General features: G+C 24.2%; 14 protein-coding genes, 1 tRNA gene and 1 rRNA gene. All 16 read left to right on the top strand.

Annotated elements, in window-relative coordinates:
* Window positions 1-15: 15 nt before the first annotated feature.
* The 16 genes from rpsP to CWO85_RS02895 all read left to right on the top strand — a co-directional run bounded on the left by rpsP (window position 16) and on the right by CWO85_RS02895 (window position 17,404).
* Window positions 16-270, top strand: coding sequence for a 30S ribosomal protein S16 (gene rpsP / locus CWO85_RS02820; protein ID WP_121464130.1), 255 nt, complete (start codon window positions 16-18; stop codon window positions 268-270).
* Window positions 271-274: 4 nt separating this feature from the next.
* Window positions 275-1,024, top strand: a complete 750-nt coding sequence (trmD, locus tag CWO85_RS02825) for a tRNA (guanosine(37)-N1)-methyltransferase TrmD (RefSeq protein ID WP_121464131.1) — start codon at window positions 275-277, stop codon at window positions 1,022-1,024.
* Window positions 1,014-1,367: a 50S ribosomal protein L19 gene (rplS, locus tag CWO85_RS02830; RefSeq protein WP_121464132.1), complete on the top strand. Its 354-nt coding sequence runs from the start codon at window positions 1,014-1,016 to the stop codon at window positions 1,365-1,367. The genes trmD and rplS overlap by 11 nt, the downstream gene beginning before the upstream one ends.
* A 63-nt stretch (window positions 1,368-1,430) precedes the next feature.
* Window positions 1,431-2,687, top strand: a complete 1,257-nt coding sequence (gene tyrS, locus CWO85_RS02835) for a tyrosine--tRNA ligase (RefSeq protein WP_121464133.1) — start codon at window positions 1,431-1,433, stop codon at window positions 2,685-2,687.
* Between the two features lie 64 nt (window positions 2,688-2,751).
* The gene (sufU, locus tag CWO85_RS02840; RefSeq protein WP_121464134.1) at window positions 2,752-3,180 is read left to right on the top strand and encodes a Fe-S cluster assembly sulfur transfer protein SufU; all 429 of its coding nucleotides are present in this window, start codon (window positions 2,752-2,754) and stop codon (window positions 3,178-3,180) included.
* A 158-nt stretch (window positions 3,181-3,338) separates the two neighbouring features.
* Window positions 3,339-4,004: an ATP-binding cassette domain-containing protein gene (locus CWO85_RS02845; RefSeq protein WP_236628358.1), complete on the top strand. Its 666-nt coding sequence runs from the start codon at window positions 3,339-3,341 to the stop codon at window positions 4,002-4,004.
* Between the two features lie 22 nt (window positions 4,005-4,026).
* Window positions 4,027-5,022 carry a hypothetical protein gene (locus CWO85_RS02850; RefSeq protein ID WP_121464136.1) on the top strand — a complete coding sequence of 332 codons (996 nt, stop codon included), beginning with the start codon at window positions 4,027-4,029 and terminating at the stop codon, window positions 5,020-5,022.
* 6 nt (window positions 5,023-5,028) lie between these two features.
* Window positions 5,029-5,763 (top strand): ABC transporter permease subunit, encoded by a 735-nt coding sequence (locus CWO85_RS02855; RefSeq protein WP_121464137.1) that lies wholly within the window; start codon window positions 5,029-5,031, stop codon window positions 5,761-5,763.
* Between the two features lie 117 nt (window positions 5,764-5,880).
* On the top strand, window positions 5,881-7,254 hold the full coding sequence (locus CWO85_RS02860) for a Wadjet anti-phage system protein JetA family protein (protein WP_121464138.1): 1,374 nt from the start codon (window positions 5,881-5,883) through the stop codon (window positions 7,252-7,254).
* A 148-nt stretch (window positions 7,255-7,402) separates the two neighbouring features.
* Window positions 7,403-8,173 carry a hypothetical protein gene (locus tag CWO85_RS02865; RefSeq protein ID WP_121464139.1) on the top strand — a complete coding sequence of 257 codons (771 nt, stop codon included), beginning with the start codon at window positions 7,403-7,405 and terminating at the stop codon, window positions 8,171-8,173.
* 358 nt (window positions 8,174-8,531) lie between these two features.
* Window positions 8,532-9,122, top strand: a complete 591-nt coding sequence (gene yihA, locus CWO85_RS02870; RefSeq protein WP_121464140.1) for a ribosome biogenesis GTP-binding protein YihA/YsxC — start codon at window positions 8,532-8,534, stop codon at window positions 9,120-9,122.
* Window positions 9,123-9,226: 104 nt separating this feature from the next.
* Window positions 9,227-11,797: a valine--tRNA ligase gene (locus CWO85_RS02875; protein WP_121464141.1), complete on the top strand. Its 2,571-nt coding sequence runs from the start codon at window positions 9,227-9,229 to the stop codon at window positions 11,795-11,797.
* Between the two features lie 292 nt (window positions 11,798-12,089).
* Window positions 12,090-14,894, top strand: coding sequence for a cation-translocating P-type ATPase (locus CWO85_RS02880; RefSeq protein ID WP_201736611.1), 2,805 nt, complete (start codon window positions 12,090-12,092; stop codon window positions 14,892-14,894).
* Between the two features lie 38 nt (window positions 14,895-14,932).
* A complete protein-coding gene (gene pth / locus CWO85_RS02885; RefSeq protein ID WP_121464143.1) occupies window positions 14,933-15,508 on the top strand; it encodes an aminoacyl-tRNA hydrolase in 576 nt (191 codons plus the stop codon).
* 177 nt (window positions 15,509-15,685) lie between these two features.
* A 16S ribosomal RNA gene (locus CWO85_RS02890) occupies window positions 15,686-17,218 on the top strand.
* 109 nt (window positions 17,219-17,327) lie between these two features.
* A tRNA-Ile gene (locus tag CWO85_RS02895) sits at window positions 17,328-17,404 on the top strand.
* The last annotated feature ends 9 nt before the right edge of the window (window positions 17,405-17,413 follow it).

Genomic DNA, 17,413 nt, shown 5'->3' on the forward strand with positions numbered 1-17,413 from the left:
GCGAGTTGTTTTAAAATGGCAACAAAAATACGTTTACAACGTTTAGGGAATCATAAAAGACCTTTTTATCGTATAGTTTCTATGGATTCTCGTAACAAAAGAGATGGTAAATTTTTAGAAATTTTAGGAACTTACGAACCGTTTCGTAATTTAATTGATGTAGATTTAGATAAAGTTCAAAAATGGCTATCAGTTGGTTCTCAAAAAACTAAAACCGTTACTAATTTATTAAAAAGAGCTAAAAGACAAAAAAATATTAATTTAAAATAAAATAATGCAATTCGATATTATTACTATTTTTCCTAATTTTTTTGATAATCTTTTTAATAATTCAATTATGAAAAGAGCCCAAGAAAAAAATAAAGTTCAAATTAATATTTATGATTTAAGAAAATACAGCCAAAATAAACATCATCAAGTTGATGATACTCCATATGGCGGAGACGATGGAATGTTGTTATCTTTTCCACCTTTTTATGAATGTTTACAAAAAATAAAAAGGACGAACAGAACAAAGGTAATTTTATTATCTCCCCAAGGTAATTTATTGAATCAATATAAAGCTATTAAATATTCAAAAGATTATTCACATTTAATAATTTTATGCGGAAATTACGAAGGCATAGATGAAAGAATTTTAAATTATGTTGATGAAGAGGTTTCAATAGGAGATTATATTTTGACTGGAGGAGAATTTGGAGCTATTATTTTAATGAATGTTTTGATTAGGCTTTTGCCAGGCGTAATCAAACAAGAATCTTATCTTCGAGATTCGCATCAAACTGGTTTATTAAAATATCCTCAGTATACTAAACCTAGAAATTATAAAGAACATAAAGTTCCTGAAATTCTTTTATCTGGGAATCATTCTAAAATTGATAAATGGCGCCAAAAAGAAAGTTTAAGAAATACTTTTTTTAAAAGACCCGATTTATTAGAAAAAATAAATTTAGATTTAGAATCAAAAAAATTGTTAATAGAAATTCAAAAAGAAGAAAATAAAGGAAGAGAAAATGAATTTTAAAGGGCAACAATTAATTCATTCAATTAATTCAAAAAATTTAAGAAACATCCCTGATTTTAAACCAGGAGATACTATAAAAGTTTTTGATAAAATTGAAGAAGGAAATAAAAAAAGAATCCAAGTTTTTGAAGGTATAGTTATTCGTCGTAAAGGAAGTCATATTTCTGAAACTTTTACTGTTAGAAAAGTTTATGCAGGAGTAGGAGTAGAACGTATTTTTCCAGTACATTCTCCTTGTTATGAAAAAATAGAGATTGTACGTCGTAGTATAGTACGTAGATCTAAATTATATTATATTAGAAAATTATCAAATAAAGCTATTAAGATTAAAGAAAAAAAATAATTTATTAATTAATTATTTTTTTTCTTTAATTTGTCAAATATATAAATAGATAAGAGGTTTTTTGTGTTTTTATTCCAAGAATTAAAATGGCGTAATTTGATTAAAAATTTGAGCAATGAAAAAAAATTAGAACAACTTTTAAACCAAGGGCAACTTAATTTTTATTGTGGTTTTGATCCGACAGCTATTTCTTTAACTATTGGTCATTTAGTTCAAATTATAACTATTTTATTATTGCAAAAGAAAGGACATAAGCCTTTTATTTTACTTGGGAGAGCTACTTCTTTAATAGGCGATCCGAAAGAAAAAGAAGAAAGAAAATTATTATCTTTAGAAGATGTTGAGAAAAATTTTTTTAAAATTAAAAAACAATTAATGAAAATTTTACCGGAAGATAAAGTTACTTTTGTTGATAATTATGAATGGATATCTAAAATTAATCTTATTGATTTTTTAAGAGATTACGGAAAATATTTTAATGTTAATTATATGATTTCTAAAGACAAAATAGCTAAAAGATTAGATAAAGGCATTTCTTATACTGAATTTTCTTATATGATTTTACAAGCTGTAGATTTTTATTTTTTATATAAAAAATATAATGTTAATTTACAATTAGGTGGTTCTGATCAGTGGGGGAATATTACTGCTGGGTTAGAATTGATTAGAAAAAAAAAATTTGATGAATCATCCGAAAAACCTTTTGGAATGAGTATGTCTCTTTTATTAGATAATAAAGGAGTTAAAATTGGTAAAAGCGAAAAAAATGTCATTTGGTTAGATGAAAAAATAACAACTTCTTATCAAATTTATCAATTTTTTTTAAATGTTGATGACCAAAATGTTATTAATCATTTGAAAATGTTAACCTTATTAGAAGTAGATAAGATTTTAGAATTAGAAAAAGAAGTCAAGATGAATCCTTCTTATAGGTTAGCTCAAAAAGAATTAGCTAAACAAGTTGTTTCTTTTGTTCATGGAAAAGAAATTTTCAAAGAATGTTTTGAAGTTAATAATATTTTGTTTTTTAATAAATCAAAAGCGCTAAATGAAAATGATTTTGTTTTATTAAAAAAACATTTAGTTTTTATAGAAGTTAAAGAAAAAGAAATTTCTTTAGTTGATGCTTTATTAGAAACAAAATTAGCTGATTCTAAAAAACAAGCTAGAACATTGATAATATCTAAATCTATTAAGATTTTTCATAAATCTATTGATAAAGTAGATTATGTTTTAGATTTTGACATAGCTTTATTTTCTAAATATATTTTGTTAACGAAAAAAAATAAAATTAATGCTTTGATTATTTTTAAATTTTAAAAAAAATAGAGATTTTCTTTTGATTTATTTTAATGAATATGCGGAAGGTTTTTTATTTAAAAAGATGAATCAATTATATCGTGATTTAATAGTTAAACATTATCATAATCCTTCTAATAAAGGTTTAATTAAAAATAATGAACTCATTAATTATTGTGTTATGAAAGAAAAAAATATTTCTTGTAGTGACGAAATAATTCTTCAAGTGAAATTCGAAAATAAAAATATTGTAGATATTAAATATGAAGTTAAAGGATGCGCTATTTTAATAGCTTCTGCTTCTTTAATGTCTATTTGCTTAAAAAAAAATGATTTAATATTAGCTATAAAAAAAATAAAACATTTTTGTAATATGTTAAAAAATGAAATTTTTGATCCACAATTATTAGATGACGAATTACTTGTTTTTGAGACGATTAAAGATTTTCCTGGCAGATTTAAATGCGCTAGTATTCCTTGGAAATTATTATTACAAATGATAAATATACAATAAAAAAATAAATAGTTAGTTAAATTATTTGAATTTTATTTTTTTGTATTTTATTTCAATAAAATACAAAAAAATAAAATATTATTTAAATTTCAATAAGAAAGACTTTATTATTTTTAGAAATAATGTTGAGAATAGAAAATCTTTATAAAACTTATTCAATGAATAAAAAAAATATTTCTATTTTAAAAAAAATAAATCTAAATATTTTTGAAGGACAAATTTTCGGTTTAGTAGGTAAAACCGGTTCTGGTAAAACTACTTTATTAAAAATAATGAATGGTTTAGAACAACCTGATAAAAGAAAAGAAACTAAAATTTTTAAAAATTTTACTTATCGTGAAAGTGGTACTATTTGGCAAAATTTTAATCTTTTATCTAATTTAAATGTTTTTGATAATATAGCTTTACCTTTAAAAATAAGAAATTATCCAAAAGAAGAAATTAAAACAAAAGTGTTAGAAATTATAAAATTTGCGGGATTGTCTGATTGTATTGAATTATATCCTAAACAAATTTCAGGAGGTCAGAAACAAAGGACAGCTATTGCTAGGACTTTAGTTTATAATCCTAAAATTATTTTTTGTGACGAACCTACTTCATCTTTGGATGAAACAGTTAACAAAAGTATTTTAAAATTATTTTATAAAATAAATAAAATAAAAAAAACGACTATTGTGATAATTTCTCATGATAGTTCAGTTATACAAACTTTATGTAATTCGGTTGCTATTTTGAATAAAAATCAAATAGAACAAATTATAGATTTAAAACCTTCTTATTATTTTAAATCGTTGTCTTATAAAGAAATTTTTTTAAAAAAATAAAAAATAGTTTGGGTAAAATAAAGTGAATAAAATACAAAAATTTTTGTATTTAAAAATCGGTTTTATTTTAATTATTATTGTTTTGATTATTTTTGGGTGGTGGTTTTTAATAAATAAAAAAGAACAAAACACTACAAAAACATTAAAAATAGCTACTGCTTTACCTAATGTAAAAGATTTTTTGACATTAGATGAGATTAAAAATGAATTACAACAAAAAGATATGGAGTTAGACATAAAATTTATTCCTCATGAATATACACAAACACATAAATTATTAATGAATGATGAAGTAATTGCTAAATTAGATTCTCATTTACCTTATTCTATTGATGAGAATGATACAGGACAATTTTCTGATTCGAAAATAATGGCAGTTCACCCTTTATATTGGGCTCATATTGGATTATATAATACCAAAAATCGCAGAAATAATAAAAATAAAATAAAAAATTGGGAAGATTTTGAGAGAATAAAAGAACAAGTAATCGAACCAATAAAGATTTTGATTTGTGATAATAAAGCTCAAATTAATATTATGTTACGTTTTTTAGAAAAATTAAAAATTATATCGAGAAAAGAAATTGCAAAAGATACTGAACAAAAAACAAAAGATAAAAAATATGTTTTAGACAAGAATGATTTTGATATTCCAAAAAATATAGAAATATGCATACCATCAGGAGTTACTTTATTGAGCAGCGTTCAATTATTTAAAAATAGCGATGAATATGATTTATTTATTAATTATCCCGCTGTCGCAGGAGTCTCAAATGGCGAAATAGATGTTATTCAAAAATACACAAAACCTGAAATTAATGATTTTGCTATAACTAATACAATTTCCTTGATAATAAAAGAAAAATATAAAGATGACGAATTAATAAAAAAATTAAAATTAATTTTAAGTAAACAGAAAATAATTGATCTTTTTCAACAAAAATATGAAAACGGAGATTTTATACCTTCTAACGAGATAGAAAAAATAACAAATAAAATTAATCAATATTTCACATAATTAATTATGAAAAATTTCTTTTTTTCTTTTTTTAAAGTTTTAAGTTATAGTCATAATAGTGATTCTTCTAATAGTAATTATTTAGTTTTAGAAGGGTTATTAGAAACTGTAAAATTAACTTTTTTATCTTGTTTTATTTCTTCTATTTTAGGTTTTTTATTAGCTATATATTTATATTTATTAAAAATAAAAAAGAAAACAAAAACTTATTTTTTAATAAATAATTTAATTAATATTGTTCTTTCTACACCATATTTGATGTTAGTTATTTTAATAACTAATCATTTTTTAGGACCTAATTTTAGATGCTATTATGGATTTAAAGCGGCTCTTTTTTGTTTAAGTTTTGTTTTAATTTTTGTGTTTGCGCGTAATTGTGAACAAATATTTTTACAAATGAATCCGGAAATTTATCAAACAGCTTACACCTTAGGAGCTAGTAAAAAACAATTTATTATATATTTTTTATTAAAAGAATCTAGATCCTTTTTAATATTAAAATTGGTTTCGCTTTTTATTTCTTCATTAGCTTATTCTAGTGTTTTGCATATTTTAGGTCAATCTGGGTTAAGTGGTATAATTTATACATATGGATGGAATAACGGTAATCTTAATTTTAAAAAAGCAGGATTTACTCAATTAGAACTAATTGTAACATATATTATAATCATATTTTTATTAGTTCAAATTGTAAATTTAATTGGTAATTGGATTGCTGATAAATTTGATAAAACGAGATAAATTTTTATCTCGTTTTTAATATATATAATATTTTTTAGAAATAAATATAAAATTATTTTTTACATTTTAATTTTTTTATTTATTTCTAAAAATTTAAATATTTAAGGAGGTAAATATATGTCTTTTTTATTTAAAATTATTCCTTCTAATTTTTTTCAATTATTGTCGTCTGTCAACAAAGATATTTATGTTGACTGTCTTATTCTTTTAGAGGAATTATTTAATGAAGATGATAATTTTGATATTGATAAAAATATAGCTTTAAATGTGTTAGAAAAATATTTCGATGAAAAGTCTGAAATTTTATTTCAAGAAGAAGACGAAAAAGAAATAATTACTAATAATCGACAAAAAGCTTCAAGAGTTATTGCTTTGTTTAATAAAAACGGTTGGTTAAGCGAAGAAAAAATTAGTTATAATATTATTAATTTAAATTTTTTTGATTATAGTTTAGAGATGATTTATTTTTTTAAAAAAACTCTTAATCATATCAATTCGGAATCTATCGGAAATATTTATAGTGTTTATTCTCTTTTAAAATCTTTTCTTACTGAAAAAAAGTATACTACTTTTCAAGAAGCTATTTTAAAAACAAAAAGTCTTGTTGCTAAACTAAAAATTTTAAAATCTAATATTTTTAGATTTTATAATCAATTAATTAATATTAATTTTAATTATAATTTGCAAAATATTTTAGAACAATTATTATCGGATTATAAAAAGAATTTTTTTGATTCTTCTTATTATATTTTAAAAACAACTGATAATTTTTTAAAATATTGTATTCAAATTGATTTCTTTATCGAAGAAATAGAAAAGAATCCTGTTTATTTTCAGCAAATGAAGGAACAAATAAAAAATATAAACAAGAACTCCAAAGAAGATATCAATAATTTAATTCGAAAACAAATTCAAGAAATTAAAACAAATTTATCATCAACAGATAAATTGATTCAAATTATAGATCAAAAGAACGAACAATATTTACAGACAGCTTGTGATAAAATTTTATTTTTTAGCAATCGAAAAAAAAATTTAGAAAATCTTTTGAACAATACTATTAAATTAATTTTAGATGATAAAATAAATTGTTCCTCTTTTTTTAATTTATGGAATATTAAAAATTTAGATGAATTTTCTTTTTATAAACCAAGAGCTCCAAAAAAAGAAATAACTTTATCTACATTGCAAACAATTCCGGAAGAAATAGAATTTAATTTGAAAGAAAAAAAAAGATTATTTTTAGATAAAAAAAATCTTTTTCATATTCAAAATATTAATGTTTTCGTTCAAGAACTTTTAGAGAAAAAAAATTCTTTTAAAGCTTCAGAAATGATTTTGAAAACTAATCAAGATATATTAAGGCTTATTTTGATTTATATTTATGCTCAATCCGATTCAAATAAAAATATTTATCGAATTCAGAAATTAAATATAAAAGCAAATTCTTATAATCTTTCTTTTCCTGATTTTTTAATTTTTAAAAAATAAAATTTTTTGTTGATAAAGAATAAATTTCAAGTTAAAATTGATTTTTATTTTTTTCATATCTTAAAAAGATTATTTTAATATATACTTATGATGGTTTATTTTAGGGATAATCTCTAAAATAAATTTAGAAAATAATTAGAAAGAAAATATGTACTCGAATCTAAAAAAAACTCATCTAAAAAAAACTCATAAATATTTTTTAAAATTTTTTGTCATTCTTATATTTTTTATTTATTTTAATTATAATATTTTTAAAATATACGCTGTTCATGAAAATCAAAATGTTTTTCCTTTTTTTGGCAAAATAAAAGATAATGATGAAAATATTTTCCAAAAAGATTGTTCATGGAATTATAAACCTGTTTTGAGATATAATGATCTAAAAGATAGAATAGAAATTATTTATAATTATGATTATCGAGGAAAAATGAGAGAAAAACATTATACAGATACAAATAAAATACATATTTATAAATATGACGACGAAAATAAAATTGTTTCGATACATGATTTTAAAAATCATGAATTATTAAAAACATTTGAATATAATGATCAAAATCAAATTATTATTTCGAGAGATCATAAAAATAAATTTCAAACGAAATATAAATATAATAAAAAAGGCCAATTAATGGCTAAAATAAAAGTTTTTTCTTTTGAAAATTATTCTTTAAAAAAAAGTATTTTTCATTATGTTTATAATGACGAAGGGCAAACAATTAATAAAATTTATTATGCCGATATTTTTAAAAGAAGAAATAAATTTTTTAGTTTTATAAATGGATTTAAAAAAAGAAATTTTGTTTTATGTACTTATAAATATAATAATGAAGCTCAAAGAATTAAAAAAATTAATCATCAGACAAGTAGTATTCATTCATATAAATATTACGACTTTTCACAAATTTATGAAATATAAAAATAAAAATCGAACTTATTTAAGTTCGATTTTTTTTATAATTTAAAAAATTTTATTTTTTAATAAATAAAAATAATTAGAAATCAAAAATTTTTTTGAATTACTTCAAAATAAATAATAATTTGATAATTACAAAAAAATAATATTATATATTTATCTATGTTGTTTATTTTTATAAATTTGATATAAATTAATTATTTAATAATTTTTTAGCATAAATTATTTTTAAAATAAATTAAATTTATTTTTTTTAATATATTAGTTATAAGAGATGTTATATATTATATAATTATTGATATTGATTAAATTTTATATATTCAAAAAATATTTAAATATTTAAATTAAGGTAAAAATTCGAGTGATTAACAATTCCATTTTTTTAAAAAGTATTACTGATTTAAAATATCGTCCCTTACCTCAACTATCAGAGATTTTTTTAATCGGAAGAAGTAATGTCGGCAAGAGTTCATTTATTAATGCTTTAGTTAATAATAAAAAAATGGCGTTAGTATCAAAAACTCCTGGTAAAACAATTACTTTAAATTATTTTTTATTAAATGATTCTTTTTATTTAGTAGATTCTCCGGGTTATGGTTACATGAAAAAAAGTTTGCAAGTTAAAAAAAGTGTTGTTAAAATGATTAATAATTTTTTACAAAAAAATTTGGATATTAAAATTCTTTTTCAATTTATAGATTTTAAAGTAGGGCCTACTTTTTTAGATATGGAAATATATCGACTATTAAGACAATCTCATTTCACACCTTATTTAATTTTAAATAAAAAAGATAAAGTTTCGTCCAATAAAGTTATAAACAGATTTAAAAAAATTCGACAAATTTTTGAACAATTAGGTTACAATGAAATACCAATGTATTTATTATCTTGTAAAACGAAAGACGGATTAAATAATATTATGGATTTAATTTATTCTAAAATAGATTTATAAATAATTTTGTTTTTTATTTTATAAATACTTAAAATTGTTTTTTATTTTATATAATAAATTTTAAAAGAGCTTAATTAATTTTAAATAGGATAAAAAAATATATTATGAAAACCAAATATTCTTTTCAAACAGTAGAAAAAGGAAGATATCAAAAGTGGTTAAATAAAGATTACTTTAGAACCGAAAATAATTTAACAAAACAAGTTTTCACTATTGTTATTCCCCCGCCGAATATTACAGGAAAACTTCATTTAGGACATGCTTGGAATAATACTTTACAAGATATTTTAGTTCGAAGAAAAAAAATGTTAGGTTATGATATTCTTTTTTTACCTGGAATGGATCATGCAGGAATAGCGACCCAAAATAAAATAAGACAAAAAATCAGAGAAGAAGGAATTTTAGACCAAAATTTAACTAAAGAAATTTTTTTAAAATATGCTTCTTTATGGAAAGAAGATTATTCTAAAATTATTCGTGAGCAATGGGCTTCATTAGGTTTATTTTTAGATTATAAATATGAAAAATTTACTTTAGATCCGCCTTTAACTAAAACAGTGGAAAAAGTTTTCATTAAATTATATAAAGATAATTTAATTTATCGCGATTATAAAATTATTAATTGGGATCCTTTGATGAAGACGACTTTATCTAATATAGAAGTTAATTATCAAGAAATTAAAGGGAAACTTTTTTATCTAAAATATTTTTTATTTAATGATTCTAATTTCTTTTTAGAAGTCGCCACTACAAGACCTGAAACTATTTTTGCTGATCAAGCTTTAGCTGTCAATCCTAAAGATTCAAGATATTGCGATTGGATTGGCAAAAAGGTTTTAATACCATTTACTAATAGAATGATTTCTGTAATTCAAGATGAATCTGTTGATATGGAATTCGGAACAGGAGTGGTAAAAATAACTCCTGCTCATGATGAAAATGATTTTCAAATAGGGAAGAAAAATAATTTAAAATTTGTTTTATGCATCAATGAAGACGGTATTATGAATGAAATAGCCGAAAAATATCAAAATTTAAGTATTTTAGAATGTCGTCGAAAATTAATTAATGATTTAGAAAAAATTAATTTAGTTTCTATGATAAAAGAACATAAACATATGGTAGGTTTTTCTAGCATTTCAGGATCTATGATCGAACCAAGATTATCTTTACAATGGTTTTTGAAAATGAAAGAATTATCTTCTTTTGTTTTAAAAAAACATAACATAAATTTTTTGCCTCAAAGATTTTTAAAAATTTTTAATAGTTGGTTAGTAAACGTTGAAGATTGGTGTATCTCTCGTCAATTATGGTGGGGTCATTCTATTCCTGTTTGGTATAAAAATGAAGAAATTAAAGTTCAAGTTGAAGATCCAGGAAATGGTTTTGTTCAAGAAACGGATGTTTTAGACACGTGGTTTTCTTCTTCTTTGTGGCCTTTGAATACTTTAGGTTGGAATCGAGAAAATAATGTTCTTTTTGAAAGACGTTTTCCAGTAGATGTTTTAGTTACTGGTTATGATATTTTAACCTTTTGGGTTACTAAGATGGTTATTCAAAGTTTTTATTTAACCAAAAAAAAACCTTTTAAAAATGTTTTATTACATGGTTTAGTAAGAGATTCTGAAGGGCAAAAAATGTCTAAATCAAAAGGAAATGGGATCGCACCGCAAGAAGTTATTGATAAATACGGGACAGACGCTTTAAGATGGTTTTTAACCACAAATGTTTCTAATGGTTCTGATTTATGTTATGATGAACAAAAAATAATTAATAATTGGAAATTTATTAATAAAATTTGGAATATAAGTCGTTTAATTAAATTAAATATTAAAACTTTAGAAATTGATTTTGATGAAGAACTTTTATTATTTCCTGAAAAAGCTTTATTAACTCATTTTTCGAAATTAATTAAAAAAATCGATTCTTTATATGAAAGATATGAATTTCATATTATAGGAGAAATGTTATATCACTTCATTTGGGAAGAATTCGGAAATTTCTTTTTAGAATTTTTAAAAGTTTTTTTAAAAAAAGAAAAAGAATATTTAAATACTCAAAAATTTTTATTTTTTATTTTGAAAAATATTTTAAAATTATTACATCCTTTTATTCCTTTTGTAACTGATGCCATTTATGAAGATTTAACTTTAGGAAAATCTATTGTTCATTCTTCTTGGCCGAAAATTGATTATTCGGATTTAAAATCTTTAGATGATATCCAAAGTTTAAAAACTTTAATTATTCAATTTCGTAATTGGAGACATTTACATAAAATTAACAAAAATAATTTGTTTACTTTGTATATCGAAATGATTTCGGAAAAAAATAAAGAGTTAAACATTTTTAGTTCAGTTTTAGAAACTTTTTTTCAAGTGAATAAAGTTCAAATTATTAATAGTTTAGATGATAATTATGTTTGTTTATTTTCTGAAAAAAACATATCCATTTGGATAGATAAAAAAAATTGGCAAAATATTAATAATACAGCTATTAAAGATAATTTAAAACAACAAAAAGAAATGCTTTTAAAAGAAATTAAGAGAAGTGAAACAATTTTAGGCAATAAGTTATTTATAGAAAAAGCAAATCCTAACAAAATCAAATTAGAAAGAGAAAAATATCAAAAATATTTAAATAAATATCAAAAATTAAATAAAAATAATACAAAATAAAAAAAATATTTTTTTGATCAATTAATTTGAATACGTTTATTAATGAAAACATTTCTTATATAGTTTGAAAAACTGTCTCTAAATCTAAAGTTAATGTTATTTTCGATAATTTTTTTATGATATAGAATCTGAAAAGAAATTATTAATTTTTTTATATAATAATAAAGATTAATTTTTTTTATATTTAAAATATTTATTTAATAATATTTTTTATATTTTAATACAAAATAAATTTTTTGTTTTTTAAAAAATTTATGTTTTTTTTAAAAAAAGAGGCAATTAGATAATAATAATGAAAAATAAAGAACTTTTAAAAATAAGTAGTTTATCTTCGGAAGAAGTTTTTAAACATTTTAATACAAATCAGAATGGTTTAAACAATCAAGAAGTAAAAAACAGATATCTTATTCATGGATTAAATGTTATTAAACCAAATAAAAATACAAATATTTTTAAACAATTTATCAAACATTTTACTTCTATGTTTGCTTGTTTATTATGGACAGCGGGTTTGTTAGCTTTTTGTATTAATGATAAACCAGTAGGTTTAGCGATTATTTTGGTTGTTATTGTTAATGGTGTTTTTTCTTTTTTTCAAGAACGTAAAGCTAGCAAGATTTTATCTTCTTTAGGAAGTATGATACCTAATAAAATTCAAGTTTATCGCGATGGCAAAATAGAATTTATTGATGTAATTAATTTAACAATCGGTGATTTAATTTTTTTAGATATAGGAAGTGTTATCCCTGCTGATGCTAGATTAGTAGAGGCTAATAATTTTTATGTTGATAATTCTATGTTAACGGGCGAAATCGTTCCTTTAAATAGAACTTGTGCTCCTAACATTAATAATATTGATGTTATTTCTGAAATTCCTAACTTGGTATACGCAGGAACAACTGTTTCACAAGGAAGTGCCAAAGCTATTGTTTATTCTATTGCTGGAAATACTCAGATTGGAGAAGTTTCTAATTTAGTACAAAATATCGATAAAGGTATAAGCACTCTTGAAAAAGAAATTCATAAAGTTATCAAAGTAATTAGTATTATCGCTTCATCTTTGGCTTTGTTAGTTTTTTTAATTTGTATATGGCGTTATAGTACTGATTCAAATCAAACTTGGACAAATATTTTTAAACAGTCTATGATTGTAGCTTTAGGCATGTTAGTAGCGAATATTCCAGAAGGATTATTGCCGTCTATTAATTTAAGTTTAGCTATCGGTTCACAAAGAATGGCCAAACAAAAAGCTTTAATTAAACAATTATTTTCAGTTGAAACATTAAATTCTACTACTGTTATTTGTACTGATAAAACAGGAACTTTAACAGAAAATAAATTAACTTGTCATAAAATATTATTTCCTGGAGGTTATGTTGATATTACCGGTAATGGTTTTAATAAAAAAGGCGAATTTAAAAATTTAGATAGAGTAAAAAATGATAAGGTTTTAAGCAAATTATTTATTTCTGCTATAATGTGTTCGGAAGCTAATTTAATCAATGATCCTATTAATAAAACAGATTTTCAAATAATAGGTAGTCCTACAGAAGGTTCTTTTTTAATCGCTGCTCGTAAATATAATTTAGACATAGAAGAAATTAGAAATAATTTTCAAGTAGAAAAAATGAATCCTTTTTCTTCGGAAACTAAAAAAATGAGTGTTTTAGTTAAGAATTTATCTCAAAAACATTATGATTCTAATGAAAGATATTTATTTATCAAAGGAGCTCCTAGTGTTTTATTAAAAGATTGTAAATTTCAATATAAAAATAAAAAAGTAATGGAATTTTCTCAAAAAGATAAAGAAGTTTTTGTTAATCATAATGAAGAATTAGCTAGCAAAGGTTACCGTTTATTATCTATTGCTTATAAAAAAATAGAATCTGAAACAGATAATTATGATGAAAAAGATATGGTCTTTTTAGGTTTTGTAGTAAATTATGATCCTCCTAAAATTGAAGTACGTGATTCAATTGAAAAATTATATAAAGCCGGTTTAAAAGTTACTGTTATTACAGGAGACTACGGACCAACAGCGATAGCAATTGGGAAGCAAGTAGGCATCGCAAAAGGCGATCAATATTTAAATGTAGATGGTGAAAAAATTGATAAAATATCCAAACAAGAATTACAAGATATTTTAAAAACTACTAAACCAATATTTTTCTCTCGCACAACTCCGCAACATAAATTAAGAATTATAGAAGCTTATCGTGCTAATGGTGAAATAGTAGGAGTTATCGGAGACGGAGTTAACGATATTTTAGCTATGAAAGCCGCTCATATTGGTATTGCAATGGGTAAATCTGGTAAAGACGTCGCTCGTAATGCAGCTGATATGATTTTATTAGACGATAACTTTTCTACTATTCCTAAAGCTCTTTTAGAAGCTCGTGGTATTTATGATAATATTAAAAAATTTATAACTTATGTATTTAGTTCTAATATTCCGCAAATTTTTCCTGTTATATTTATGGCAATGTTTGGAACTCCTCTTTATTTAACTGTTATGCAAATTTTAGCTATAGATTTAATAACTGATTTAATACCTGCTATAGCTTTAGGAGCGGAAAAACCTGATAAGGATTTATTAAACAAAAAACCTATTACTGCAAACGATCGTTTATTAGATAAAAAAGTATTAAAAAGAGGTTACGGTTTTTTAGGCTTAGTTGAAGGAATTTTAGCGTTAGTATTTTTCTTATCTTTTGTTTCGGGTAAAACTTTAAAACTAGGATTTGAAGAAGTATCAAAAAATGAAAATTTTAAATTTGCTTCTACCATGGCTTTTGGAGCTGTTATTTTTGCTCAGATAGGTAATGTTTTCGCTTGCAGATCTGACAAACTTCAATTTTGGCAAACTGCTAAAAAAAAGAATATTCTTTTATATTTCGGTATTTTATGTGAATTATTTTTATTTGTTCTTATTTCAAGAAAAATTGAGACATTAAATGTTTTTTTTGGAACAGCTGAAATAAAAAATATTTTATATTATATTTGTTTATTTTCTTGTATTTTTATAATATTATTTTTTGATTATATTTATAAATTTATTAATAATAGAAAAAAAGTTAAAAAAAATTTAAACCAATAGTTTAAATTTTTTTATTTTTTTAACGTAAAGGAAAGAAAATGAAACTTATTGTCGGTTTAGGAAATCCAGGTATTATTTATAATAATACTCCTCATAACATAGGATTTATGATGGTTGATTTTTTTTTAGATTATTTAAAAAAAAATTTAATTCCATTTAAATTAAAAAAAGAATTATTTAATTTGGTTTATCATGCTCAAATAAATAAGAAATCAATTATATTATTAAAACCTCAAATTTATATGAATAATTCCGGTTCAGCTATAGAAAAAATTGTTAAAAAATATAAAATTAATACACAAGATATTTTGGTTTTATATGATGATATTTATTTAAAAGCTGGTAATTTTAAATTAAAACATAAAGGGGGGCATGGCGGACATAATGGAATAAAAAATATTATAGAAACATTAAATACGAATCAATTCAAAAGATTAAAGATAGGTGTCGATAATAATTTTTTAATTCCTTTGAATGAATATGTTTTAAGAGTTTTTGAATCACAAATTAAAAAAGACATTCTTAATAATTTCCCAATATTCATTGATATATTGAAATATTTTATTGATGATGCCCCTTTTGAAAAAATTTTTAATTTTTTAAATAAAAAATGATCTTTTTTTAAAAAATATTTTTTTATATGTTATAATAAACGTGTTGTTATTTTTAAGATTTCAGCAAAAAATATTTTTATTTAAAAACTTTTGTTTTTGAAAACTGAAGATGATATTTTAATATTAATTTTTAATTAATAAAACAAGATTTTTGTTATTAAAATATCAAAAATTTTATAAACCAAGAGTTTGATCCTGGCTCAGGATGAACGCTGGCGGCGCGCCTAATACATGCAAGTCGAACGGAGACCCCTCAAAAGGTCTTAGTGGCGAACGGGTGAGTAACACGTAAGTAACCTACCTTTAAGACGAGGATAACAATCGGAAACGGTTGCTAAGACTGGATAGGAAATAAAAAGGCATCTTTTTGTTTTTAAAAGACCTTCTTCGGAGGGTATGCTTAAAGAGGGGCTTGCGCCACATTAGTTAGTTGGTGAGGTAAAGGCTTACCAAGATTATGATGTGTAGCTGGACTGAGAGGTTGAACAGCCACATTGGGACTGAGACACGGCCCAAACTCCTACGGGAGGCAGCAGTAGGGAATTTTCGGCAATGGAGGAAACTCTGACCGAGCGACGCCGCGTGAACGATGAAGTATTTCGGTATGTAAAGTTCTTTTATTGAAGAAGAAAAAATAGTGGAAAAACTATCTTGACGTTATTCAATGAATAAGCCCCGGCTAACTATGTGCCAGCAGCCGCGGTAAGACATAGGGGGCGAGCGTTATCCGGAATTATTGGGCGTAAAGGGTGCGTAGGCGGTTAGATAAGTCTATAATTTAATTTCAGTGCTTAACGCTGTCTTGTTATAGAAACTGTCTTGACTAGAGTGAGATAGAGGCAAGCGGAATTCCATGTGTAGCGGTAAAATGTGTAAATATATGGAGGAACACCAGAAGCGTAGGCGGCTTGCTGGGTCTTTACTGACGCTGAGGCACGAAAGCGTGGGGAGCAAACAGGATTAGATACCCTGGTAGTCCACGCTGTAAACGATGAGTACTAAGTGTCGGGGCAACTCGGTACTGAAGTTAACACATTAAGTACTCCGCCTGAGTAGTACGTACGCAAGTATGAAACTTAAAGGAATTGACGGGACTCCGCACAAGCGGTGGATCATGTTGTTTAATTCGAAGATACACGAAAAACCTTACCAGGTCTTGACATACTCTGCGAAGCTATAGAAATATAGTGGAGGTTATCAGGGATACAGGTGGTGCATGGTTGTCGTCAGTTCGTGTCGTGAGATGTTAGGTTAAGTCCTAAAACGAACGCAACCCCTGTCGTTAGTTACCAGCACGTAATGGTGGGGACTTTAGCGAGACTGCCAATTAAACATTGGAGGAAGGTGGGGATAACGTCAAATCATCATGCCCCTTATGATCTGGGCTACAAACGTGATACAATGGCTGTTACAAAGAGTAGCTGAAACGCGAGTTTTTAGCCAATCTCAAAAAGACAGTCTTAGTCCGGATTGAAGTCTGCAACTCGACTTCATGAAGCTGGAATCGCTAGTAATCGCGAATCAGCATGTCGCGGTGAATACGTTCTCGGGGTTTGTACACACCGCCCGTCAAACCACGAAAGTTAGCAATACCCGAAAGCAGTGGCTTAACTTCGCAAGAAGAGGGAGCTGTCTAAGGTAGGGTTGATGATTGGGGTTAAGTCGTAACAAGGTATCCTTACCGGAAGGTGAGGATGGATCACCTCCTTTCTAAGGACATACATATAAAAATCATCATCTTCAGTTTTGAAAGACTTAGGTTAAAATATAAGTTTTTCTTTTTACAAAAAAAAGTGTTTCTCTTATATAAAAGACCAAAGGGCCTATAGCTCAGTTGGTTAGAGCACACGCCTGATAAGCGTGAGGTCGGTGGTTCGAGTCCACTTAGGCCCACCAATTTTATAT

Origin of the sequence: Candidatus Phytoplasma ziziphi (genome assembly GCF_003640545.1) — a bacterium.
GTDB lineage: Bacteria > Bacillota_I > Bacilli_A > Acholeplasmatales > Acholeplasmataceae > Phytoplasma > Phytoplasma ziziphi.